Annotated in this window: 16 protein-coding genes; 7 read left to right on the top strand and 9 right to left on the bottom strand. The window is 64.9% G+C overall.

The genetic code is table 11. The annotated features are described in order from the left end of the window. Positions 1-84: 84 nt before the first annotated feature. The 3 genes from DEI98_RS06775 (at position 85) to DEI98_RS06785 (ending at position 3,844) form a co-directional block, all read left to right on the top strand. Positions 85-1,422: an enolase C-terminal domain-like protein gene (locus tag DEI98_RS06775; protein ID WP_111100309.1), complete on the top strand. Its 1,338-nt coding sequence runs from the start codon at positions 85-87 to the stop codon at positions 1,420-1,422. Positions 1,423-1,467: 45 nt separating this feature from the next. Beyond that, positions 1,468-2,703 (top strand): sugar ABC transporter substrate-binding protein, encoded by a 1,236-nt coding sequence (locus tag DEI98_RS06780; protein ID WP_258370756.1) that lies wholly within the window; start codon positions 1,468-1,470, stop codon positions 2,701-2,703. Between the two features lie 166 nt (positions 2,704-2,869). After that, on the top strand, positions 2,870-3,844 hold the full coding sequence (locus DEI98_RS06785) for a carbohydrate ABC transporter permease (protein WP_110863059.1): 975 nt from the start codon (positions 2,870-2,872) through the stop codon (positions 3,842-3,844). A gap of 23 nt (positions 3,845-3,867) precedes the next feature. Here the strand turns inward: DEI98_RS06785 and DEI98_RS06790 are convergent, their stop codons facing one another. The 6 genes from DEI98_RS06790 to DEI98_RS06820 all read right to left on the bottom strand — a co-directional run bounded on the left by DEI98_RS06790 (position 3,868) and on the right by DEI98_RS06820 (position 12,978). After that, positions 3,868-4,152: an SDR family NAD(P)-dependent oxidoreductase gene (locus tag DEI98_RS06790; protein ID WP_181422558.1), complete on the bottom strand. Its 285-nt coding sequence runs from the start codon at positions 4,150-4,152 to the stop codon at positions 3,868-3,870. A 316-nt stretch (positions 4,153-4,468) separates the two neighbouring features. Beyond that, on the bottom strand, positions 4,469-6,376 hold the full coding sequence (locus DEI98_RS06795; RefSeq protein ID WP_258370757.1) for a protease pro-enzyme activation domain-containing protein: 1,908 nt from the start codon (positions 6,374-6,376) through the stop codon (positions 4,469-4,471). A gap of 1,880 nt (positions 6,377-8,256) precedes the next feature. Next, a complete protein-coding gene (locus DEI98_RS06800; protein ID WP_258370428.1) occupies positions 8,257-9,315 on the bottom strand; it encodes a sensor histidine kinase in 1,059 nt (352 codons plus the stop codon). A 20-nt stretch (positions 9,316-9,335) separates the two neighbouring features. After that, positions 9,336-9,989, bottom strand: a complete 654-nt coding sequence (locus DEI98_RS06805) for a response regulator transcription factor (protein WP_110863287.1) — start codon at positions 9,987-9,989, stop codon at positions 9,336-9,338. A gap of 803 nt (positions 9,990-10,792) precedes the next feature. Beyond that, a complete protein-coding gene (locus DEI98_RS06815) occupies positions 10,793-11,644 on the bottom strand; it encodes a CPBP family intramembrane glutamic endopeptidase (RefSeq protein ID WP_181437969.1) in 852 nt (283 codons plus the stop codon). A 716-nt stretch (positions 11,645-12,360) separates the two neighbouring features. Continuing rightward, positions 12,361-12,978: a S1 family peptidase gene (locus tag DEI98_RS06820; protein WP_258370427.1), complete on the bottom strand. Its 618-nt coding sequence runs from the start codon at positions 12,976-12,978 to the stop codon at positions 12,361-12,363. 1,372 nt (positions 12,979-14,350) lie between these two features. Here DEI98_RS06820 and DEI98_RS06825 point away from each other — a divergent pair. Together DEI98_RS06825 and DEI98_RS06830 are read left to right on the top strand one after the other, a co-directional pair. Further along, entirely contained in the window at positions 14,351-15,550 is a 1,200-nt protein-coding gene (locus DEI98_RS06825; RefSeq protein ID WP_110863053.1) for an NAD(P)/FAD-dependent oxidoreductase, read from the top strand. A gap of 223 nt (positions 15,551-15,773) precedes the next feature. Then, positions 15,774-16,001 (top strand): helix-turn-helix domain-containing protein, encoded by a 228-nt coding sequence (locus DEI98_RS06830; RefSeq protein ID WP_110863052.1) that lies wholly within the window; start codon positions 15,774-15,776, stop codon positions 15,999-16,001. 477 nt (positions 16,002-16,478) lie between these two features. Here the strand turns inward: DEI98_RS06830 and DEI98_RS06835 are convergent, their stop codons facing one another. Further along, positions 16,479-16,808 (bottom strand): hypothetical protein, encoded by a 330-nt coding sequence (locus tag DEI98_RS06835; protein ID WP_110865405.1) that lies wholly within the window; start codon positions 16,806-16,808, stop codon positions 16,479-16,481. Positions 16,809-17,673: 865 nt separating this feature from the next. Between DEI98_RS06835 and DEI98_RS06840 the strand changes: the two genes are divergently transcribed. Then, positions 17,674-18,918: an alpha/beta hydrolase gene (locus tag DEI98_RS06840; RefSeq protein WP_111100312.1), complete on the top strand. Its 1,245-nt coding sequence runs from the start codon at positions 17,674-17,676 to the stop codon at positions 18,916-18,918. Between the two features lie 175 nt (positions 18,919-19,093). On the opposite strand, the gene DEI98_RS06845 is transcribed toward DEI98_RS06840, so the two are convergent. Then, positions 19,094-20,347 (bottom strand): alpha/beta hydrolase, encoded by a 1,254-nt coding sequence (locus tag DEI98_RS06845; RefSeq protein ID WP_110865407.1) that lies wholly within the window; start codon positions 20,345-20,347, stop codon positions 19,094-19,096. A 90-nt stretch (positions 20,348-20,437) separates the two neighbouring features. After that, positions 20,438-21,697 (bottom strand): alpha/beta hydrolase, encoded by a 1,260-nt coding sequence (locus DEI98_RS06850; RefSeq protein WP_110865408.1) that lies wholly within the window; start codon positions 21,695-21,697, stop codon positions 20,438-20,440. An 89-nt stretch (positions 21,698-21,786) separates the two neighbouring features. Here DEI98_RS06850 and DEI98_RS06855 point away from each other — a divergent pair, with 89 nt between their 5' ends. Continuing rightward, positions 21,787-22,443 carry a TetR/AcrR family transcriptional regulator gene (locus DEI98_RS06855; RefSeq protein WP_110865409.1) on the top strand — a complete coding sequence of 219 codons (657 nt, stop codon included), beginning with the start codon at positions 21,787-21,789 and terminating at the stop codon, positions 22,441-22,443. Positions 22,444-22,680 lie beyond the last annotated feature (237 nt).

The following is a 22,680-nucleotide window of genomic DNA, read 5'->3' on the forward strand; positions in this document are numbered from 1 at the left end:
GAGAACAAGGCTCTTGACGCACGAGACATCGGATGTTTTGATTGCACCGTTCGGTCGACGGAGACCGGACGGCAGGAGACACAGATGAGCCGCATCACCGGTCTGCACGTGCACGACATCCGGTTCCCGACCTCGCGGGAGCACGACGGGTCCGACGCCATGAACCCCGCACCCGACTACTCCGCTGCCTACGTCGAGATCACCACCGACGCGCTCGACGGCCTGGTCGGCACCGGCTTCGTCTTCACCATCGGCCGCGGCAACGAGGTGCAGGAGTCGGCGATCGCAGCCCTCCGTGGGCACGTCGTCGGCGCCGATGCCGAGGCGGTCCTGGCCGACATGGGCGGTACCTGGCGCGCGATGGTGCACGACTCGCAGCTGCGGTGGCTCGGGCCGGAGAAGGGCGTCATGCACATGGCGATCGGCGCCGTCGTGAACGCCCTGTGGGACCTCCGGGCGAAGCGTGCGGGGCAGCCGCTGTGGGCCCTGCTCGCCGACCTGCGACCCGAGGAGCTCGTCGACCTGGTGGACTTCCGGTACCTGACCGACGCGATCACCCCGGCCGAGGCGCTCGAACTGTTCCGCGCCGCCGAACCGATGCGTGCCGAACGTCGAGCGCGCCTGGAGCGTGAGGGCTACCGTGCCTACACGACGACCCCGGGCTGGCTCGGCTACGACGACGAGAAGCTCGCGCGGCTGTGCCGGGAAGCCGTGGACGACGGGTTCACCCAGATCAAGCTGAAGGTCGGCGGCGACGTCGACGAGGACGTCCGACGGATGGGCATCGCCCGCGCCACCGTCGGCCCGGACGTCCGGATCGCGATCGACGCGAACCAGCGCTGGGACGTCGACGAGGCCGTGGCGTGGATCGACCGGCTCCGCCCCTTCGACGTCGCGTGGGTCGAGGAGCCGACGAGCCCGGACGACATCCTCGCCCACGCCGAGATCGCCCGGCGCATCGCCCCGATCCCGGTCGCGACGGGGGAGCACATGGCGAACCGGGTGATCGCGAAGCAGCTGATCCAGGCCGGGTCGATGTCGGTGCTGCAGATCGACGCCACCCGGGTCGCCGGGGTGAACGAGAACCTGGCGATCCTGCTCCTCGCCGCCAAGCACGGCGTCCGTGTGTGCCCACACGCCGGCGGTGTCGGCCTGTGCGAGGCGGTGCAGCACCTGTCGATGTTCGACGCGGTCGCCCTGACCGGCGACCTCGACACCCGGTGCATCGAGTTCGTCGACCACCTGCACGAGCACTTCGTGACACCGGTCGACGTCCACGACGGCCGCTACTGGCCGCCGACCACGCCCGGCGCCGGCACCGAGATGCTCGCCGACACCCTGACCACCCACGCGTTCCCGGACGGCCCGGTCTGGGCCGAGTCCGATCCCGATCGGGTCCCGGACGCCGTCCGGGTCGCCTGAACACCCCACCGCACACCCCATCACCACGACGAAGTGGAGACACCGATGCAACGACGACGCACCGCCGGGCTGGCGGCAGCAGCAGCTGCCGTGCTCGTGCTCACCGGCTGTTCCGCTGGCAGCAACGCCAGCGACGGCCAGTCGAAGGACTCCCTCACCTGGGCCATGTGGATCGCCGGGAAGGAGGACAAGGCCGCGTGGCAGAAGGTCGCCGACACGGTCAAGACCGACGACGACGTGGACGTCTCGATCCAGGGCTCACCCTTCAACGACTACTGGACCAAGCTCCGCACCCAGCTGTCCACCGGCACCGCACCCTGCATCGTGAGCATCCAGTCGCTCCGCGCCGCGAACTACACGGACGTGCTCGTGCCGATCGACGACATGGCGAAGCAGGCCGACCTCGACCTGGGTGAGTACGACCAGACCGGGCTCGACGGCATGAAGGTCGACGGCAAGCTCTACGGACTGCCGTACGACACCGGCCCCATGGTCATGTTCTACAACAAGGACATCTTCGAGAAGGCGGGCGTCGACGAGCCGAAGCCGGGCTGGACGGTCGACGAGTTCGAGGACGCTGCGAAGGAGCTCAAGGCCGCGGGCACGCCGATCTGGGGCACGAGCGTCGAGGACATCCCCCTCGAGTCGATGATCCTCGGCTACAACGGCGGCCGGGTGATCGATGCCGACGGCACGCTCGACGCCTCGAACGCGGAGTTCGCCGAGGGGCTCGACTGGATCGGCAGCCTCGTCAAGGACGGCTACGCCACGCAGGCGAGCACCGACGGCTCCACCGACGACAACGCGTTCGTGTCCGGTGACGTCGCGATGTACAGCGACGGCCCCTGGTCGATCATCAGCCAGAAGGCCAAGGTCAAGTTCGACCTCGGCATCACGACGATCCCCTCGGGCACGGACGGCCCCAGCTCGTTCGCCGCCGGGTCGGGCTTCGGCATCTCGAAGCAGTGCAAGTACCCCGAGCAGGCGTTCAAGGCCATCACCACGATGACGAACGAAGCCACCCTCACCTCGCTCGCCGAGCAGGGGCGCGCGTTCCCGGCACGCACCGCGGCGCAGCAGGCCTGGTACGACAACGCCGGCATCGACGGGGTCGAGGACGCCCTGAAGACCGGACTCGAGAACGCCACCCCGTTGCCCGGCAACAAGCAGAGCGACCAGCTCAACCAGCTCTTCGCGCAGTACGCCCTGCAGGCGGTGAACGGACAGACCTCCGGCAAGGAGACGATGTCGTCCATCGCGAGCCAGCTCGGCTCGCAGTGACGGGCGTCACCCCCTGACGGACGGGCGCGGCCCGCTTCGAGCGACGCGAAGCGTTGCGCGGGCCGCGCCGACGGAGCCTGCGGAGTCGGAGGTCGACCCCGCCCCGCGCCTCCCGGTCCGTCCCATCCCCTGACCAGGACCGCGCGAACGACGAGGAGGTCGTCGCATGACCACCATCCAGGACCCACCCGCCGAGGCGGCGCTGCCCGCCCCCGCGGTCGCGGTCGCGACCGGAGCGGCCCCGCGCCGGAAGGACAGCGGCGCCGACGCCGAGCTCGGCCGCCGCTCCTGGTGGGGCGCCGCCTTCGCCGCTCCGCACTCGATCGGCCTCGTCGTGTTCACGGCGTTCCCGATCCTCGCGTCGCTCGTCGTGAGCTTCATGAACTGGCCGATGCTCGGCGAACGCTCGTGGGCCGGCCTGTCGAACTACGCGCAGCTCTTCTCCGACCCGATCTTCCGCACCGTGACGCTGAACACCGTGCTGTTCGTCGTGCTCTACGTGCCGCTCAACCTGGTCGTGTCCCTCGGGCTCGCGGCCTGGCTCACGCCGAAGATCCGCCACCGGCACGTCTTCCGCGTGCTGTTCTTCATCCCGACCATCACGCCGATCGTCGCGAACGTCGTCGTCTGGCGGATGCTGTACCAGCCGGGCGGTGCCATCGACGCGACGCTGCAGTCGACCGTCGGCGTGAACGCCCCGAACTTCTTGGCCGACGACAACTGGGCCATGCTCGCCGTCGTCGCGATGAGCGTCTGGCAGGGGTTCGGCTACAACATGCTGATCTTCTCGGCGGCGCTCGACTCGGTGCCGGAGAACCAGATCGAGGCTGCGCAGCTCGACGGGGCGAACGCCTGGCAGATGTTCTGGCGGATCAAGTTCCCGCTCATCTCGCCGTCGATCTTCTTCGCGACGATGATGACCCTGATCACCTCGTTCCAGGTGTTCGTGCAGCCGTTCGTCCTGACGAAGGGCGGCCCCGGCACCGCGACCGAGACCCTGGTGCAGTACATCTACAACACGGGGTTCCAGACCCAGCAGCTCGGACTCGCATCGGCCGGGGCGTGGGTGCTGTTCGTCATCATCCTCGGCATCACGGCCATCCAGTTCCTCGGACAGAAGCGGTGGGTGCACTCTGAGTGAGCTGACCTCGTCCAACCGGACGATCAACCCGCGGGCGTGGACATACGCACGAAGGGAGCATCCCTCGTCATCCCGGATGCAATAACCACCACGTCCGGCTTACCCTTGCTGGCGACGAAACGGAACAGATCGAGAGCGCCATCCGGATCCGTGATGTCGAATGTGAACGGCTCCACACCCTCGGGAACGCCAGAGCCTCGATGTGTGCCGATGACGTGGCTTCCCTCGTGCATGTATTGGCGAGCTACCGCCGCGCCGATACCTCCTGACGCTCCAATCACAACAACAAGTTGCTTACTTTCGGCCACACCAGCATGCTGGTGATCACTCGACGTAGACATGATTTTCTCCCTGATAAGCGGTTCGGATCACGGCACATATATGGGCGACCCGCGAACCACTCCGGTCGCCGCTGTAGCAGACAAAGCGGCCCCCACCATTCGCACGTGCCACCCATGGTGCACTGTCACGGGAGCGGCGCCATCGGGCCCCCCAGGCGATCGCCTAACGAGCATAGCTCCGCGCCCACACCTCACCCATCCCGCCATTTATGAAGTTGAACGGAATCTCGTTTTCCACAGCACACCGGCATCTCCGGCCGGGCTCGTGTGGAGGAATCGCCTGTTACCGACGGGCCACCTGGGTCATTTCTGTGAAGGACACTGCTCCGAGGCCGGTTTCATCGTCATACCCAGGGGCAGTGGTTAGCGACGTGTCGTGGTCGAGCGTTACGAGGTAGTCCTTGCGGGGCGGCTTGCTCGTGTAGGCAAGCGCGATTGGTGCCGCCGAAGGTCGGACGTCCCTGAACGCGGACGGGGTAGCGCGATACGTCGCGTACAACGTCGGGTTCGCGAATCCTAGCCGCGTATGGGTCGACTGTTGAACCAGAGCCGAGATCGCTGCAGTCACTGGTGCGGCTAGGGAGGTTCCGCCGGTCGTTTCGTTCACAAAGCCACTGGTCGCCAAAGTGGCCTCATTGCTGATCGGACGGTATCCAATTGAGAAGCCGGTGTAGGGGCTTGCAATCGCCGCGATATCAGGAGAGACACGCTTGCCTCCTGCGAGGTACGCGGGCACGATGCCCCGCTGATAGGCAGGCTGATCAAACAAAGTGCTCTGGCCTCCGCCGCCTGCGCCGCTGATGTCGCCGGGCAAAGGCTTGGAGTAGACGTTGCCACGGGGGCTGCTGACAATCGGATTGAGCGCGTCCCCCCACCCGGTCTCGAACGTTCTACGGCCGTTCTTTCCGATGCCGATGCTGGTGCCGCCAACCGACGTCACCCAGGGGCTGGACGCAGGAAAGTCGGGCTGCGCACTACCTAGCGAAGCTCTTTCGTCCCCGTTGTCCCCGCTCGAGAAATACATTCCGATGCCCTCGCCAGCTGCCTGAATGTGCAGGTTCTCTTGGCCCCGAATGACGGAGAGCGCGAGGTTTTCACCCACGTCGCCATAGCTGTTGTTGACGATGTTCGCTAGCCCCTGGTCGAGGATATTCGACACCGCCACGTCCATGCCGCCACCGCAGTTCGTGCCCCCGACGTAAAGAATCTTCGCTGCCGGCGCCACTGCGTGCACGGACTGGACGTCAAGAGTTTCTTCGCCCTGCCAGCCGCTCGGCTGTTGGCACGGCGATTTGTCAGTGAACTCGGACGGCGATGGAATGAGCTGCTGGAACGTTGAACTCGTCAGGGGCGGCTCGCCGTGCTGAGCTGAGTAACTGTTCGTATCGCGGACGATCGTCGGCGAGGCATACGCGCCGATGATCGCCACGGTCTGTCGTTGCCCCTGAACGCCACGCGCGGCCAGAGCATCAAGACCGTAAGCCGACCGAATCTGCTTCGGCACATACCCGCATGCAAAGGTATGCACCCTGGTCTTCCCGTATGCGGCCGGCACCACCGCAGTGTGCTCGCCGTCGTACCGCGAGCACCTCGCCGCGACACCGGTTGCAGCTGGCGACTCCTGAGCGAGCGGACGAGACGTCATCGCCGACGGGGGCGTCTCGCCCTGCCTGACGAGATCCGGGTGGGTCAACAGGCGTCCCTGATCGACGCTAACTCCACTGACGCGACGGGCTATCGACGTCGGCAAACTAGGCACAGTTGACGGCGCGACGAGGGATTGACCCGCGTGCTTGTAGGTGTGAAGTGAGACGCCGAGCGCCGAATTGACAACCGATGCAGGGCCGCGGAATAGAACGAACTGATGGCTTGCCGGCACCGCCGTGATGCGGAGGCCCTTCGCTCGCAGGAAGCCGGCGACCTGGTCGACGGCAGCCCTCGACGGTGCGTACCGCTTGATCCACGCAGCTGGGCTGAGAGGTTTACGGTAGTGGGTACTACCGGGGGTCGACACAGCGGTCGCGAAAGCTTCGGCACCGCGCTGGTTTTGCAGCGGCAGGAATACCTCGCCTTCCACGTCAGTGCTGGCGGTAACCTTGCGTAGCTCGTTGTCCACGGTTGCCCACGAAGGGGTCGAATTGGGCAGCGTTTGACGGACAGCTGCATCAGCGGGGCCAGCGACGAACAACACCGCGCCGATTGTGCACGCCGTGACCGTGAAGGCGATTGCGGTCGTGTGCGATGGTCCGATCCGTCGTGGGACTAGTGGGCGTCGAAGCAATGTGGGTCCTTTCGAGGGAACGTCGTTACTAGCAGAAGCGCTGATCGCGTCATTCCTTGGTTATAGGGCGGCTGAGGCGACTGTAGAGAGGGCGAAATCTAGACCGTCAGCATTTCCCCCGCCGCGCTTGTGCCCTTTACAGGGAAGCACTGTCGCTTCGTACGGCCCGAGCCCTAGTGATCTGCCGGGCCGTGCTTCCAGGTCGGCGGAACGCTCATGCCGGACGGCATGGGGGTTCTTGTGGTTCATCATCGATTACTCCCTCTTGCGGTTGTTGGCCGGCGACGATAATCAATCTGGTAACCATCGGGAAAATCACGAACAGTTAAATCAAGCCGCCTCCGAGCAGCCGATTTGCTAGTAACTCGCTCGGTACAGCTCCGCCGTACTAACGGCCCTCCGCTCGATACAGAGCGGAGTATGGTGAGACCGGTTGCGGCGGCAGGCATCACCTTGATCGGGATCGGGACCTGCAAGCTCAGGCGCCCGATAACTGGTCAAGCAATGCTAAGCAGGTTCCTATACAATCGTCTAGTGAAACTCTTTACAGGAACCAAGAAAGCATTTCGAGCCTGGCCGCCAGCGTTCGCGTCGCGACTGATTCGCATTGGCAAATGGACGGGGCCTTAGGCTGCTTAGCGCCAATCGTTCAAGCAGTCCTCATGCACCCCTGACAAAAGAGGGAACCCCTCACGTGCCCGATCGACGCAGGCCGGGCGCAGCACTCTTCAGGCAAAGTTCGACCGAGGTTGCCCCACGCCCCGCACAATTCACCCACGGTCGGTCGACCATCTGCGACCGTCCCGCGAGGTGGAGTAGAGCCGTCTCGATAGCTCGCGATGAAGCCCTCGTAGATGCCATGTCGGTGTCGCACGAACTGCGCGGAATTTTCCGGGTGCGGAGATAAGCGGTCGACCCTCCGCCAACGTCGGTCGTGATACTGGAGAAGTGATGTCGCAAGCGGATGCGAGCACGCCCGTGTCACCGACCGCGGCAGTGGGCCGCCACCCCCGTCTGAGGAGCGCGCTCGGCGGGTGCGGCTGTCCCGTCACAGTGTGATGGTGAGGGGCCAGGAGACGGGGACGGTTCCTGAGCTGGCGCACTGCTGAGGCTGATCAAACTGGCGGTGACGCAGACCATGGTCACCAGGACGCCGACCACGACGGCAGCCGGAGGCTGGCAAAGGACCGCGACGTGCCGTCGACCGGCGAGCCAGGGCGAGGTAGGTCCGACATCCGGCGCGGTAGCCGTTGCAGGGGGCGTATTGGTACTCATCGGTCTTCGCCTTCGTTTCACAGGCGGCCCGTTCCCCGTCCTCGTCGCAGCCATTCGAACAACCGGGCCACAGCACGAAGGCACGGAAGAGCGATCCGTTCGTACACTGGAAATGGACTGAAGTGGTTCCTGCCTATCTGGCAGACGCACGGTTCCATGATGACTCCGCCGTAATTTGGAAGGAGGTACATGACCAAGTGGCTACCATCCTCCGTCGAGCGCGGAGTTTCCTCGCTCACTGTTTTTCCGTGCGGAAGAACCCGGAAGAGTCAGCACATTTTGCGCGCCGATTCCGGTGAAACGCATGCTGACACCAGGATGCAGACGGCCAGCACTGGACGGTCGAAAATTTCATTTGGACCCTTTCGTGTTGGATGAAGCCATGGAGGAAACATGCACGGGCGACGGCCTTTTTGACATGCGGCCGCAAGCCGTAGCGCTCCAGACCGGTCGACGATTCATCGGACGACCTCTCAATAGCGTCGCGGCGTGATTTCAGATGAGGCCCGCCTGTTTCAAAGAGGAATTTGTAGACGGAGGCGATGCGACCCGTCAGGGAGAATGCTGTTGGTGACTGTGCCATCGAGAAGCTGCGCACGCTCCCTCAAGCCCGTGAGTCCGTATCCGCCGCTCGGCAGGTGGAGGAGGGGTTTGGTGGCGATGCCCGAGTCAACGTCGAGAATGACCTTGCCCGCCTCCAGACGCCCGAACACCGCGACCGACGCGCCGGTTGCGTGCTTACGCGCGTTGGTGAGTCCCTCCTGCACAGTCCGATAGACAGCACGCTGCACAGCTGGGCCGAGACTCGAGGGCAGGTCGATGGCGACGGTGACGTCGATTCCGCTCGCAGTGATGAGCGCTGCGATGTCGTCGAGCGTCGGTTGGGGCGCAATTGCTCCGCCGACATCGCCCGCATGGCGCAATACCCCGACCATCGACCGGAGCTCGTCGAGGGTGGCGGTGCTCAACCCTCGGATGACGCGCGCAACGTCGCGCGACAGAGGATCGTCGGAGGCAAGCTGGAGCGCGCCGGCCTGCACTGCAATGAGGCTGACTTGGTGCGACACCACATCGTGCATCTCCCGGGCGAGCACCGCCCGCTCTCGAGCGAGCGCCATCTCCGCAGCCTGCCGCTGTCCAAGAGCCTGCGCGTCCTGCAACGCGTGCAACTGCGACACCACCAGTCGCCGCTCACGAAGGAACGCGCCGAGCAGCGTAGGCATCGCTGTGTAGACCACGGCGAGGACGAGCGTGTCGATGAAGCCCTGGGGATTGTAAATACCAGCGGTGACCATGTACGCAACGGCGACGCTCGCGCTCACCGCGTAGGAATGCCACCGCTTCGAGCGGGTGAGCCCAATTTGGAATTGGGCCACCATGATCGGCACGAGCGCGGCCCCCGAGAGAAACGCGGGTAGTGCGACCGCCAGGCTCAGCCAGGGCAGCCGACGCGACACGAGAAGGCCCGCGCAGGCCACGACGGCCGCGGCGATCTGCATCGGATTCTGGTCGTACGGCAGGAAGGTGAAAGACACCATGGCGGACGCTGCAACGACGAGCAGGTCGACGAGCACCCCGTGCACTCGGGGCCGCGTCATGAACGCGGCACCAGACCGGCACGATCGGCGACGATCGCTGCCTCGACGCGGGAGCCGACGCCGAGTGTGAACACGATCGAGCTCACCGTCTCTTTTACGGCGCCGAGGGTGAGTCCACACTCCGTGCAGATCTGCGCGTTGGTAAGTCCTCGTGCAAGGGCCCGCAGCACGGTGATCTGCCGTTTGCCCAGCTGAGAAACGAGGTCCGGGCGCGGCGTCTCGTTGGGTGAACGGAACAGACGTCCCGGTCGCAGACCCGGCGCGAGAACGACGCCGCCAGCGGCGAGCGTGAGGACATGACGGGCGAGCTGCTCCGGATCCGTGTCCTTGAGCAGGAAGCCCGACGCGCCCCCGTGCAACGCCTCAAGCACGTGCTCATCCATGTCGAAGGTCGTGAGCATCGCGACGACGGGCGGGGCGGGTTCCGCCATGAGTTCGCGCAGTATGGTCAAGCCGTCCGGCGCTGGCATCCGGATGTCGAGGAGGACGACATCGGGCGCGTATTCGCGAACAGTGTTCACTGCGGTCGGGCTCGACACGGCGGCGACTACCGAGGTCCGAGAGGACGCGTTGAGCACCATCGCGATTCCGGAACGGACCAGAGACTCGTCGTCCACCACGACGACGGTGATGACGGAATCTGCGCTCATGGGCCACCTCAAGACTGCGGACTGCGGACTGCGGACGCGCACGGCCCGATCGTTGCATAGGGGGACGCTAGCGCCTGCGGTGAGGATCAATGCAAGAACGGTCGCATTTCATTCTCAGAGAGTACATATTCCCGACGATCGGCTGGCCCTCTCAGCCAAACGGCGGTGAAATCGATACGCGCGGCCGTTCATCAGCCGTAGGGTCTTTCGTGCGGCCGGTAAGTCGGGCCGGAACGGTCCCTAGATGGGGACAGGGCGTTGTTCTGGCCCCGACGGACCGAGCCGGGACCGAGCGAGAACGCCTCCCGGCTCGATCCGTACCCGCTGGAAGGTGACGTTTCGAGAGCCGGATCGGCTACCGCCCACGTGCGCCGTCTCGGGAGCCCGCGAGGATCCGGGATCTCGGTGTCGGTAGCGCGGACTGCTGGTGGGAGGAGATCATTGGCGACACCGACCGGGGTCTGCTGCGCGCCGCGGGAGAACCGGACGACGGCGTCGTTCTTGCCCGCGACCAGTAGCAGGCCAACAGTGTCCGCGTGCTGAGGCCGGCGGAGCCTGTCATTGACGACCGAAACGTAGAAGCCCCTCACCAGACACCTCGCCGAATCGCCAAGGGGTCAAGGGGTCAAGGGAGCCCAGCACAGCCATCTGCAACACGAACAGCGAGCCCTCACTGATCACAGAGGCGTCGGACGAGAGGGTCCGAGAAACGATCGATTGCGACGTTCGTCACAACGTTCCCCCTGGGTCGCCCAAGACTTCGGAGGGGAGCACGGGTTCCCTGCCCACGTCTCGAGTGAGGTTCAGAGTGACAGTTCGTGGTGCTGCGAATCGCGGCGGCGGCGGTCCTCACGGGCAACGCTGACGATGCTGATGACACACATCACCCAGAGGGCAACCTCAACAGGGACGCCGAGGATGTCGAGGTCGACCGGTGAGCGGTGGTGGTTGGGGCTGTCAGTGAAGTCGGATCCGAGGTATAACACGCAGTCAGTGAGGGCATGGACCGCGATCGCGGCCCAGAGGCGCCCGGTGACGCGCCGCACCCAGTAGCAACCAACCCCGCCGACGAGGAGCGCGCCGATCTGCAGTCCGATCGCATAGGCGGGGAAACCGTTGATGAGACTGATCGGCAGATGTGCGATGGCGAACACGCCTGCGGAGATCGTGAGTGCGTAGAGCTCGCCGTGCCGACCTCGCGCTGCGGTGAGCAGGATGCCGCGGACGTACAGCTCCTCGTTGAACCCGACCAGCGCCGTTCCTACGACGATAACGAGCACGAAGAGAGCAGTCCGGTCGGCCCAGGGGATTTCGGCGACCTGCAGGACGGCGGACATCGTGAGTAGGGCCGGGATCGCGATCAGCCACCGTCGCGCTGGGCGCAGCTTCAAGGTCGGTGTCTCCGCCCAAACGTCACGGCCCCACCGAGCCCATCGGAGAAACAACAGGGCGACAATGATTGTGATCGGAAGGGGAATGAAGTGGCTCACGGCGAATTTCAGGGTGACGTCCGCCCCCGGGATCCCAATTGCCAACAAATTGCCCAGACCCACGTTGATGGCGACCACGACGACGACCGCAATGAGACCCACCCACGTCCGCTTCGGCACGCGAGGCGCGAGTCTTCCCATTGCTGCGTCGTACTGCAGGGCCATGAGGTTTCCAATCAGGTCACAAGGAAAAAGTATCTGCATTCGCCGAATTGCCCCAGCAGCGAAACTATGACATCTCCAGCCACCCCTGCGCTTGAGCGCGGCAAAAACGCTCCCTGTAAAGCGAGAGCCCGGATGACCACAGCGAATGCAAGAGCAATCAGACCCGAAATCGATCACCCCAACAGCGCACACCGAGCGCCTGCGGTAGTGGGATCCGCGGTGGCATCAGCGATGATACGTCGGTCTATTAAAGTGCAAGGTAGTCGCCCGAATACCGCGGCGATACCCGGCGAGTCGCCACCTGACGAGCCCCTCGCCTCCCCACCCTTTCTCTCCCAGACACACCGTGGCAGATAAAGAAAGGAGGGATCGCGGCACTAGCCACGATTGGCGTGCCGTGAATTCATCACGGTCACGTAACGGGGTCGGCGCTTGAATACTAGGAGCCCACTCGCCCGGCGATGCAAAGGGCACCCAAGAGAAGAACGATGGCGACGATACCAAACCAGAGTAAGATACTGAATGCAGCAACAACTACCGATAAAACTGACCAGAGTAGGTTCACCACTATGCCTCCTTCTAGAGCGAGCATTGAATAGTTTCGGCAGGGTGCGCCAGGGAAGGGCCGACATGCCCCAAGAGCCGCTCAACATCCCGGAACCGGTCGTCCAGTGCTGCTCCCGCGGCGACACAACCCACGGGAGCAGCACGGAGAATCAACTCGTCACGAGGCTGTAACGCGGCATCTCCTTAAAGAACTTGGACAGCTTGATGTAGACCATCGTGCTGGGCTGAGTCGTCCTGGGGAGCTGGTCCGTAATGATGCCGTACAGCTTGCCGCTTGACGCGTTGAAGACCGGCCCACCGGAATCGCCGCCGAGGAGGAAAGCAGTATTTGAGCTTGCGGCTTCATCTCCATCGCGCCGGTTCCTAAAATTGGTCGGCCATGCCCGCTCGGAGAGCTTGTTCCATTCGAGCTGCACGCCGGTCGTGCTTCCGCTCGTCGCGAACGTCTCATCCTCGCCGGGGTCACCGGAACCGGGAACAGGCTGCGCGTAGATCGATCGAGTCCGAAGAGACGCCGTAAGAACACGGCCGAGCGCGTTCACGGAGTACGACGTGATCGGGATGCAGGAGGGGCCGCCGTGAGACGTGGTTCCGCAGGCCCTCGTGTTGTGCACGGTCGGGTTGATCTTGACGAGAGCGAGATCGGTGTCAGGTGAACGCCAGACGACATTCCCGACCTCGGCGATACCGCCGCGTGCGCTCTCCGCGTCGCTCTTCACGTAGACCTCTTCGTCCCCCCTGTTTGCACAGTGCTTCGCGACGACCACGTATCGTGTTGCGCGTTCCTTAGCACTGAGGAGGGAACCCCAGGTATTGAGGCGAACAACGGCACCTGCGGTGCACTCTCCGCCATACCGGAATTGCAGGCGAGTACCTACGAGAACCGGCCGCGTTTGACGTTCTGGTTCTACGGCGGAAGCAGGGGAAGTAGAGAGCACTACACCAAAGAGTGATGCAGCAGCGACCGCGACGAGTAGGGCGTTGCGCCGCCCTGAGTTTACGAACATATATAGGCTCCGGACTTTTGATAGTGCAAGATGCAATGTGCAATGCAGTCTTAACTGCGATGTTCTACCCCGCCCTGGCAACTGCCGTTGCAGCCAATGGGCCGCGGACGTTAAGACGTCAATTAGGTTAGGCGATCGCCGAGCGAAAGCAACAGGGTGAGCCTGAGGGTGTATTCAAGGGCTCGTCTTCAACTTGAATTAGGCAAGGTGGACTCCCACGGGAGGCGCCTGCGAGACTGATCCGCTCGCCGTATCGGCCTGATGTTAGTGCCTGCAATCGCGGATCCCTGCAAGAGCAGCTGCACTTCAATCGAGATGACTACGCCAGCCCGCCATTCGGCTGCCCTGTCCAGCCGAATGGCTGCAAAGTTGATACTCGCGACCTATGCCCTGGAGGAGTTCTTCTGCCTACCCTTTCGACATACGGAAACGCAACGTCGACGTGCGAATGGGGCAACTAGTGCCGCCCCTGCACCCTTCGATCTCACAAACTTGGCCTCATGAACGGAACATGCGAAGAGCGCGCCGTATTCCACCGGCACCAGGTGGAGATGTGCCGTTGCCGTGCTACCAAGGTTTCAACGAGAGGTTCTACCGATCATGATCAGGCGAACGCATCATCACGCATTGCTGAGGTACGCAGCCCTCGTCATCGTGGCGCTCGGCGCCTACTTGGCTGGTCTTGTCGTGGCGACTCCCGACGAAGCCGCGACGGGGTCCTACCGCCACGTCACAACCCAGTATCGGATGCCAATCTGTCGGGAACACACTGATAGGGGCCCGCGTTCTCAGCTGGCGTCCGCGCCGATCGGTGACACGGCTGCCGAGCGAGGTGGATCCTTCTCAGTGAATCACCGATCTGCGGCACACGCCGACAGATCGCACATCTCAACCGCAGAACTGGCCCCGTACACAATGCATTGCAAGAACATCTGGCACAAAGGTCCTTCGATCAGAAAGGTTCAGCTCGAGCGCGGCGGTCGTTACGCCGGCGGCAGCGACGGATTCAACCGACAAGGAGTGGCCGCCGTTCCTGGAGGATTGATCACCAAGCCACCGCCCGTTCGGGAAGGGTCTTTCAGGGCAGCCGAGCACGCGCCGTCGGCCCGCCGAAGATCGTCGGAGGTCTAGAATGAAGGCACTTATCGTCGGAGGCGGTATCGCCGGCCTCGCCGCTGCCATCGCGCTCCACCAAGGTGGACATACTCCGATCGTGCTCGAGCGGGGCGAGAAACCGGCTCAGGACGAGGGATCGTGGCTCCAGGTTGCAAGTAACGGCATCCGCGCTCTTCACAATCTTGGGCTTGGGGCCGCGGTGTCGGCAGGGGGATTCCCGACGCCACTGTTGCAGACCTTTGACTTCACGGGCCGCCTGACTGCAACGCTTCCGCTGGGGTCGCAGGAAGAGCAACTCGCGACGCGTTCGATACAACGAGCGTTTCTCTATCGAATCCTGCGAGCAGAAACACTTCGACGCGGAATCACGATCCAACCGGGAACGCGCGTCTTAAGCGTGACCGACGAGGGAGACAAGGCGAGTGTGCTCACAGGATCACTGCAACACTTCGCAGCCGACATCGTCATTGGCGCAGACGGCATCGGTTCTGCCGTCCGACGCAGCTTCACAGCTCGCAACGTCGACGCGAACCGATACACAGCGGCGAAGAAGCTGCCGAACCTCATCAACCTCGGCGGAACGTACACCAGCAGCAAACTATCCGACACTGACGGCGGAGCGACGGGGACGCTGCAGTTCCACTTCGGCAGGGACTGCTTCGTCGGCAGCGTTCGGGTCGATGCTTCAACGATCTGGTGGTTCGCAAACCCCAGGACGGGTGCAGTAGCCGGCGGGATGCGTGCCGCTGCTGGCATGAGGAGCACAGACTGGCAGGCGGCACTCCCGTCACTTCTCGGATCTGACGCTCTTCCAGTGTCGGACCTCCTGGCGGGTTCCGGGCCCCTCGACGTCTCGCATTCCCGACCCCCGCGCCCCACGCTATGGGGCCGCGGGCGTGTCGTTCTCATTGGCGATGCTGCACACGCCATCCCGCCGACAGCTGGGCAGGGGGCGTCGCTCGCACTCGAGGACGCCGTCGTGCTCGGGCAACTCGCGCGCCGAAGCACGCCTGTCGCCATGCTCGCTGCCTCAATGAAGGAGCAACGCGGGCGCCGAGTCGCAAACATCGCCCGACAAGGCGCGCTGCTAGATAGAAGCAAGACGTTGGGCGCAATAGGAGCCATGGTCCGGGACGGGATCGTCCTTCCTTCAGCAGCGAAGCGAGCCCTCCGGAACCCTATTGCCGAGATGTATCGATTCAATCCAACGGATTAAGAAGTAGGCGCACGGCGATCGGCCCGGCGACGGCGCCGCGTGTGACACGGCGGAAGGCATCTGTTCGCACGCGCTCCTAATCAGGACGCGAGGGTGTCAGTCTCCGTCGCCAGGGCGCCTGCGAGATCGTATGCCCGTGGCAGGACCGGCCGCACTGTACGGCAGTCAGCTAGCAATCCCACATTCGTTGGGCCCGGAGCTCCGATGGAACCGAAGGAATACTATGCGTGGAAATGTTGACCACCATTTCGTCACTGTTGCCGAAGTCTCGGCAATCATGCGCGTATCAAAGGCAACTGTCTACAGAATGATCCTGTCGGGTGACCTGCCGGCAGCTCGTTTTGGGAGGTCTTACCGGCTTCCCCAGTCGGTGATCACCAACCTCACGCCTGGGTCCCCAAAAGAACGTGTTGGCACAGAGAACATCCACGACCCACGGAGTAGTCCGTAAATAACACCTCTCGAGTTCTTGTCTCGCTCAGCGCGCGAGCGCGTGAAGCGGTGGGGGGGGGGATACCTCACAGCCAAGGCCACCATCGCCCCATACATTCGCTCCCGATACCGGTCGGAGCGCTCGCGCCGCAGGATGAGCCAGGCAACGCCCGCCGCCACGCCGGCACCAGCAAGCGTCGCGACCAGCGTGGACACGAAGCTCGGCCAATCCCTGCCCCCCCCCACATGGACGCGGTCAGCTGGTCGATCGATTCGCGCAGGTCGCGTATGTCACTCACAGGCGAAAGCTAACGGACCGTTGTGCGCACACGCAGCGACACAACGACAGCAAACTCGATCGCGCCCATCTCGGTAGCCGATCGGCTACCGCACGTGCGTCGACGACACCCACCGCGGGTGAGTTGCGCTCAGTGAACGAACGACTCCGTGGACCCGAAGCAATCGGTTACCGACCTGGGAACTATGCGGCCAGGCGTCAGACCTGGAGCTGCTTCCCCCAGTAGGCGTAGCGCCTGTCGCCGTCAAGGTTTATGCCCTCCTCCCAGCCGTTGCCTGCGGCGAGTCGTTGCGCTGGGAGATTGTCGACGTGGATTGCTGCGGCGAGTTCCAGGGTCTCGCGGCCGTCCGCGTGGGTCCGGCACCAGCTGTCGAAGTCAGCGAGCATGTCGTCGCCAACGCCGGCTTGTGCTACTCGCACGTCTCGGGCCAGGGCAACGATGGCGAAGTCGTACGTGTCTTTGCGGGAGCCGACGGCACCGATGAGGGCCGCCTGGAGGGTCGGGGAAGATGCGTCGTCAGCGAGCAACAGTCTGGTGAACTGGGAACCGCGAGCGGGCAGTCGGGTACTACGGATGACGCCTTCAACGTCGGCTGCCCACGGCTCGGATTGGTAGGGACGAGCCGCGGTTCCTCTGCCGCGCATCACGGCAAGTGGTGCGCAGGTGAAGCCCGGTTGAACAGTCGGTGGACCGCGTCTCCATCGACCCAGTGGCTCAACGAGCAGTCTTGTGCTGTGCGGTCCGAGCGCGCTTTGCCCTCAGCGACGCTGCGGCTGCGTGGTCGTTGCGCAGCAGGGCGAACGCGTGCAGCTGGTCCGAGCCGGAGTCCTGAGAGCGGACTGGGGAGCGGAAGATCCACCGGGAGTGACCTGCGCCGACGCCGTGCGGGCGCAGTTGACTCGTCAAGTGCGCTGCGCGTTGTGCTTTCGTATTCATCGCGATCCTCCTCTGTCGATAGTAGTCAATGACGACTCAAGGCGCCTAGGCGTGGCTGGCGACGCTTCAACGAAACCCTCACCCCGCCGCCTGGCGCCTCGGGCAGCCGATCAACCACGCGCCGGTTGCTCCCAGCTGTGGCGCGTCGGTCCGCATGGCCGTAAGCGGATACGGCCAGGAGGCCTCCATGGCGCTGACCGGTAGCCGATCGTCTAACGGGCGCCCGATCTACGGGTTTCTGGCCGACCGCTCTGACCCTCGGGCCTGTCCACCCAGAATCGATCGTTTTTGACAGCTTTCTGACTCCGATTGCCACCGACAGCCGACGGAGGTGCGCCACACCGGCCAGCTCTCGTTCCTCCAAAAGCTCACATGACAGTCATTTAGATTACGTCGAACCTTAGACTTAGTCCATACCGCTCGACTTAGCGCACGATTTCTGAAAGAAGATCCCGCATGCCCCAGCTGCCTTCCGTCGCCCCGCGCTCGAGCACGCGCTTTCCCCGCCTGTGGACGCTTGCCGCCGTAGTAGCTGCCGCGCTCGGAGTCGTTGTGACACTCTTTGCTGCCGCGAACTTGTTCCCGGCGTCGTCGAACATCTTCACGCTCGCCGGCACCTACGTGTGGGCAAGCGCAGCCCCACACCTGGTCCTCGTCAGCTTGGTCGCTGCGCTGCTGACGATCCCGCTGTGGCGGGCGCGGCGACGACCCGTGCTCCGCGGCATCGCGTCCGGGGCTGCGGCGCTCGCCCTGGCCGCCTCGACCTTCATCACCGGTTCGTTGGCCATGGCCGTCACCTCCAACGGCGGATCCGTGGATCTCGTTCAGGCCGTCACGCTCTCGACGCCGACGGAGCCTCCGACCGAGGTCACCACCTACGTCACCGCCGGCGGCGAGCCGTTAGAGGCACGTGTGTACGAGCCCGAGGGCGGCGCTGCGGGCGCGCCGGTGATGATGTACGTCCACGGTGGCGGTTGGGAGACGGGTTCCGCCAAGGAGTCCGAGTCCACAGCCCAGCACTGGGCGGCGGAGGGCTGGTACGTCGTCAGCGTCAACTACCGCCTCTCCAGCACGCGGCAGCCGACGTGGGACAAGGCGCCGGCCGATCTTGCGTGCGCTCTCACCTGGACCGACCGTCACGCAGCCGAGGCCGGCGCTGACAACGACCGGCTCACTATCATGGGCGACTCCGCTGGTGGTCACCTGGCCGTGCTCCTCGGCTGGTCTGCCGCTGACGGTGCCGCGGCGTCGACGTGCGCCGATCAGGGTGAGGTTCCCGTGCCCGACGCGATCGTGGCGAGCTACCCCGCGATCGACGTCCAATACAACTACGACCACGGCGTCGCCCCGGTTCCGGGGATCGATCCTCAGGAGTTCACGCACCTCTTCCTCGGTGGTACGCCGGCCGAGTTCCCAGACCGCCTGCGGGCCATCTCCCCGCTGGCCTACCTTAGTGCGAACACTCCGTCGACCCTGGTGTTGCAGCCTGACCGGGATGACTTCATCCCGGCCGAGGGTAACTATCGCTCGATCAAGACCGCCCAGCAAGCGGGTGTCGACGCGAGGATCGTCTCCGTCCCGTTCGCGTGGCATGCCTTCGACGCCCTCCAGGGCAGTCTCGGCGGGCAGGTGAAGAACAGCGTCACCAAGACCTGGTTGGAGCAGCGCGACCTCGCACCCCAGCAGCGACAGGGGCCCTAGGCCGCAAGTCGGCCCCGGGTTCTTCTGGAACACGGGGCCTAGCGGGAATCGGCGTCCGGTTCGAGGTGCCTCCATCTCCTGCACCTCTCCGTGCTGTTCGCCGGTGACGCCCCTGCGTGCAGAAGGCGCCGCTCTGGTCGTCGTGACCGAAGCGGCGCCCTGTGCGCGTGCGGAGCTAGGGAGCGAGGTCGAGCCCCTGCAACCAGTTCACGACGATGCTGCTGCGGGTTTGGCCGCCGACGCTGCCCGGCAGGCTGTCGAAGCCGTGGTAGCCGAAGGGGACGCGGGCTACCGTGACGTCGGCCCCGGCCTGACGTGCCTTGTCAGCCACGGCGTAGTTGCCTGCTGCGGGGATGAAGTCGTCCCGCTCGGGCTCGACGATGAGGGTCGGCGGGGTCTTGTCCGAGACGTACGTGAGCGGGGAGACCGCCTCGAGTCGCTCGGGCTGCTCCGCCGGGGAGCCGCCGAGGAAGTCCCGGATGAACTCCTCCGGGTCGACTCCGAGAGGCGCGGTCCCGTTCTCGGACGTGTATGTCAGGTCGGCGACCGGGTAGGAGGCGATGACGGCGTCGGGGACGGGCACGTCTCCGAGCTCAGGGCACGAGGACGCGGCGGCGCCGTCGGCGGCGGACCAGCCGAGGAGCATGGCCAGGTGCCCGCCGGCAGAGTCGCCGATGACGGTGAGCTTGTCGGTGTCGGCACCCGCGGCGGCAGCTTGCTGCCCGGTCCAGGCCAGGCCGCAGGCGACGTCCGCGGGGGCCTTGTCCCAGGTCGGGTCGGTGGCGTCGGAGAGGCGGTAGTCGATGTTGACGACGTAGAAGCCCTTGCTGGCGAAGGAGCGGGCGATCTGGTCGGAGCCTTCCGCGGAGCCCATGTACCAGGCGCCGCCGTGGATGTACATCAGCACCGGAGCACCCTCGGCACCACCCTCGGGCTCGAAGACGCGCGCCTGCTGCTGCTCACCGTCGACGGTGACGTAAGCCGTGACCTCATCCGGCCCCTCGGGCGACGATGAGAGGGTCAACGCCTGCGCGAGGTTGACCGAGCCGCCGTTGTCCGACGCGGCCTTGACCATGATCCCGGTGATGACGGTCGAGGAGACGAGTGCGATGACCACCAGGCCCGAGGCAACGCCCCGCAGCACAGGGCGGCGCCTCGCCCGCCAGAGCGGGATGCACAGCAGAGCCGCGATCACGCTCAGCACGACGAACTGGGGGCCGAAGAACGACCACGCGAAGGCCGATGCCAGGGTCCCGAGGAACTCACCCGGCCCGAACGCGGTCCCGAGTGCGAGGAGGGCGATGATCCCTCCGATGATCGCCGCGACGACAGCGGCAGCGGTGCGCGCCTTGGCGAACCGCGCCGGGTGGGCGCCGGTGCCGCCTTGGTGCTCTCGTGCCGATCGTGGTGCTGCGTCGTGCTCGTGCATGTTCCTGGTGCCTCTCGATCAGTCTGCGGGGTGGGTGGTGCCGGCCCGATGGTGGTGCCAGCAGGTGGTGCGGGTGGTGGTGCGCTGCGGTCAGGGTGCGAGGTTGCGTTCCGCGAGCCAGTTCGTCGTCACGGTCGTCTTGATCTGTCCGCCGATGCTGTCGCGGGTGGCGTCGAACCCGTGCCAGGCGAACGGCACCTGGGCGATCGTGGCGTCGACGCCTGCGTCCTGGGCCTCCTCGATGACCTCGTCGTTGCCCTCGGCGGGGATGAAGTCGTCCCTCTCGGGCTGGAGGACGAGAGTCGACGGGGTGTCCGCGCCGAGGTAGGTGGAGGGCGAGACCGCGCGGGCACGGTCAGGGAACTCCGCCGGTGCCCCGCCGAGGAAGAACCGCGTGAACTCCTGCGGGTTGTAGGCGGCCAGGGGCGCTGCGCCGTCCTCGTACGTGTACTCGATGTTGCTCACGGGGTAGCCAGCCACGACAGCGTCGGGAACGGGCACGTCGCCGAGCTCGGGGCAGGTGGAGGCGGCGCTCCCGGCGGCGGCGGACCACCCGAGGAGCATGGCCAGGTGCCCACCGGCGGAGTCGCCCATGACGGTCAGCTTGCTGGTGTCCGCGCCGACCTTCTCCGCCAGCTGGTCCGTCCAGGTCAGTGCACACGCGACGTCGGCCGGGGCCTTGTCCCACGTCGCGTTCTCGGCGTCTGCGAGACGGTAGTCGACGTTGACGACGTACCAGCCCTCGTCAGCCCACCGCTGGGCCATGCTGTCCGACTCCTCGGCGGTACCGATGTACCAGCCACCACCGTGGATGTACATCATCACCGGCGCCCCTTCCGGGCCACCCGCTGGCTCGTAGATCCGGGCCTGTTGGGGCTGCCCGTCGGCGGTGACGTAGGTCGTGATCTCGGTCGGGGTCACGGGCGGGTTCGTCGTCGCCAACGACTGGGCCAGGTTGACGGACCCACCGTTCTCCATCGCAGCGTTCACCAGCGACGCGGTGATGGCAGTCGAGGCGACGAGCGCCACGGCCACCAGCCCGGAGGCGATGCCCCGGAGCACCGGGCGCCGCCTGGCCCGCCAGAGAGGAATGCAGAGAAGAGCCGCCACGACGCTGACGATCACGAGGTGAGGCGCGAAGCTCGCCCAGGCCATCGTGCCGCCGAGCGTCACAATGTTCGTCGCCGCGGGAACGAGGTTCCCCGCCGCGAGCAGCACCACCAACCCAGCGAGGACCGCCGCAACGACAGCCGCGAGAGTCCACACCCACCGGAACCGTCGGGACCAGTCAGCGCCGGCGCCTGGCTCACGGGTTGCCTGGATCTTGGGCGACTGCTCGTGCGCCTTCATGATGCCCTTCCTTGTGGAGCGACCCACTCAACGAGGAGACTACGTCTAAACATAGATGCCGTCTACCTATAGACGACTAGGCTGAGCGCATGAGTTCCTCTGCTCCCCCTCAAGGTCGTCGCGAGATGTTGAAGGCACGCTCGCGGCGCTCGATCCTCGACGCCGCGACGGCACTGGTCATCGAGCGCGGAGGCCCCACGTTCACCGTCGAAGAGCTCGCGGAGCGAGCCGACGTCTCACGGGCGACGGTGTTCAACTACTTCCCCTCGGTCTCAGACGTGCTCGTGACCGCGAGCGTCGAGCAGTTCGAGAACGCCTGGGCGACCTTCGACGAGGCCACGTCAGCGGCACCGGCAACTGACGGATCGCGTGCGGCCGTGTTCAACGAGGTGTCGCAGTCGCTCCGAGCGACGAGCATGCCCGACGTGATCCTGTCCGTTGGAGCAGTCGTCGGGAGAGGCGACCAAGCATCACCCCGCCACGAAGCCCTCCTCCGACAAATCATGGATCGAACCTCGCTGCACATGGCCGAGCACGTCTCTACCCGCTACCCGAGCTGGAACCGGCTCGAAGTGGATCTGCTCGTCGGCTCACTGATGAGCGGCGTCACCGTCGCCGCGAGCCACTGGCTCCTGAACGAAGGCGGCGACCTCAGCCCAGATTCTCGAGCCATCTGGGCCCGGATGCTCGACAGCGCCATCGAAGGCTCACGATCCGGATACGGCAACAACGACAGGCCCACCTGATCGCAACGCTTTTGTTCGATCAAGAATCCTCTACCGGACATTCGAGCGTTCGATCGAACGCCGCGAGGTATGAGCAGCTTTGCTCGGTGTCGCCCTTTTCGCAGCGCTACATGTCGTGATGGCGTCCCGCATGGGCGCCGCGTTGTCGCTCGAGGAGGGTCGTCCATCCAGGCCCCGGTGGCGGAACGGCTACGTCGAGATCGCTCAGCGCGCTCGAAGTCATGACCAGTCCCGCGA

Source organism: Curtobacterium sp. MCLR17_034 (genome assembly GCF_003234485.1).
Lineage (GTDB): Bacteria > Actinomycetota > Actinomycetes > Actinomycetales > Microbacteriaceae > Curtobacterium > Curtobacterium flaccumfaciens.

What these genes read in the sequence shown, in the direction of transcription:
- DEI98_RS06825 (WP_110863053.1), top strand. Translation starts at nt 14,351, where the DNA reads ATGAAGGCACTTATCGTCGGAGGCGGTATCGCCGGCCTCGCCGCTGCC.
- DEI98_RS06815 (WP_181437969.1), bottom strand. Translation starts at nt 11,644, where the DNA reads ATGGCCCTGCAGTACGACGCAGCAATGGGAAGACTCGCGCCTCGCGTG.
- DEI98_RS06785 (WP_110863059.1), top strand. Translation starts at nt 2,870, where the DNA reads ATGACCACCATCCAGGACCCACCCGCCGAGGCGGCGCTGCCCGCCCCC.
- DEI98_RS06845 (WP_110865407.1), bottom strand. Translation starts at nt 20,347, where the DNA reads ATGCACGAGCACGACGCAGCACCACGATCGGCACGAGAGCACCAAGGC.
- DEI98_RS06775 (WP_111100309.1), top strand. Translation starts at nt 85, where the DNA reads ATGAGCCGCATCACCGGTCTGCACGTGCACGACATCCGGTTCCCGACC.
- DEI98_RS06855 (WP_110865409.1), top strand. Translation starts at nt 21,787, where the DNA reads ATGAGTTCCTCTGCTCCCCCTCAAGGTCGTCGCGAGATGTTGAAGGCA.
- DEI98_RS06830 (WP_110863052.1), top strand. Translation starts at nt 15,774, where the DNA reads ATGCGTGGAAATGTTGACCACCATTTCGTCACTGTTGCCGAAGTCTCG.
- DEI98_RS06850 (WP_110865408.1), bottom strand. Translation starts at nt 21,697, where the DNA reads ATGAAGGCGCACGAGCAGTCGCCCAAGATCCAGGCAACCCGTGAGCCA.
- DEI98_RS06805 (WP_110863287.1), bottom strand. Translation starts at nt 9,989, where the DNA reads ATGAGCGCAGATTCCGTCATCACCGTCGTCGTGGTGGACGACGAGTCT.
- DEI98_RS06780 (WP_258370756.1), top strand. Translation starts at nt 1,468, where the DNA reads ATGCAACGACGACGCACCGCCGGGCTGGCGGCAGCAGCAGCTGCCGTG.
- DEI98_RS06840 (WP_111100312.1), top strand. Translation starts at nt 17,674, where the DNA reads ATGCCCCAGCTGCCTTCCGTCGCCCCGCGCTCGAGCACGCGCTTTCCC.